This is a genomic window from Psychrobacter proteolyticus, from assembly GCF_038155145.1.
Lineage (GTDB): Bacteria > Pseudomonadota > Gammaproteobacteria > Pseudomonadales > Moraxellaceae > Psychrobacter > Psychrobacter proteolyticus_B.
Genome location: NZ_JBAKAY010000169.1, coordinates 1 through 215 on the forward strand (window position 1 = coordinate 1; position 215 = coordinate 215).

The 215-nt window shown below is 49.3% G+C and carries 1 protein-coding gene; it reads left to right on the forward strand.

Annotated elements, in window-relative coordinates:
- Positions 1–215, forward strand: a 215-nt coding sequence (locus V6252_RS13390) for a 3'-5' exonuclease (protein WP_341610763.1), incomplete at both ends; no start/stop codon positions are given.

Here is a 215-nt window from a genome sequence, read left to right on the forward strand (position 1 = left end):
GCGTGATAAGCTCGAGCAACAGCATGAAGTAGAGAACACTAACAAAGTTAACTTGAGGACCTTACATGCCGCAAAAGGTTTGGAGTTCGATGTTGTTTATATCATGGGGCTCGAGGAAGAGATGCTACCGCATCGCACCTCCATTATGAGTGAGACGGTCGAAGAAGAGCGCCGTCTGCTGTACGGGGGCATTACTCGTGCACGTCGTGAACTAA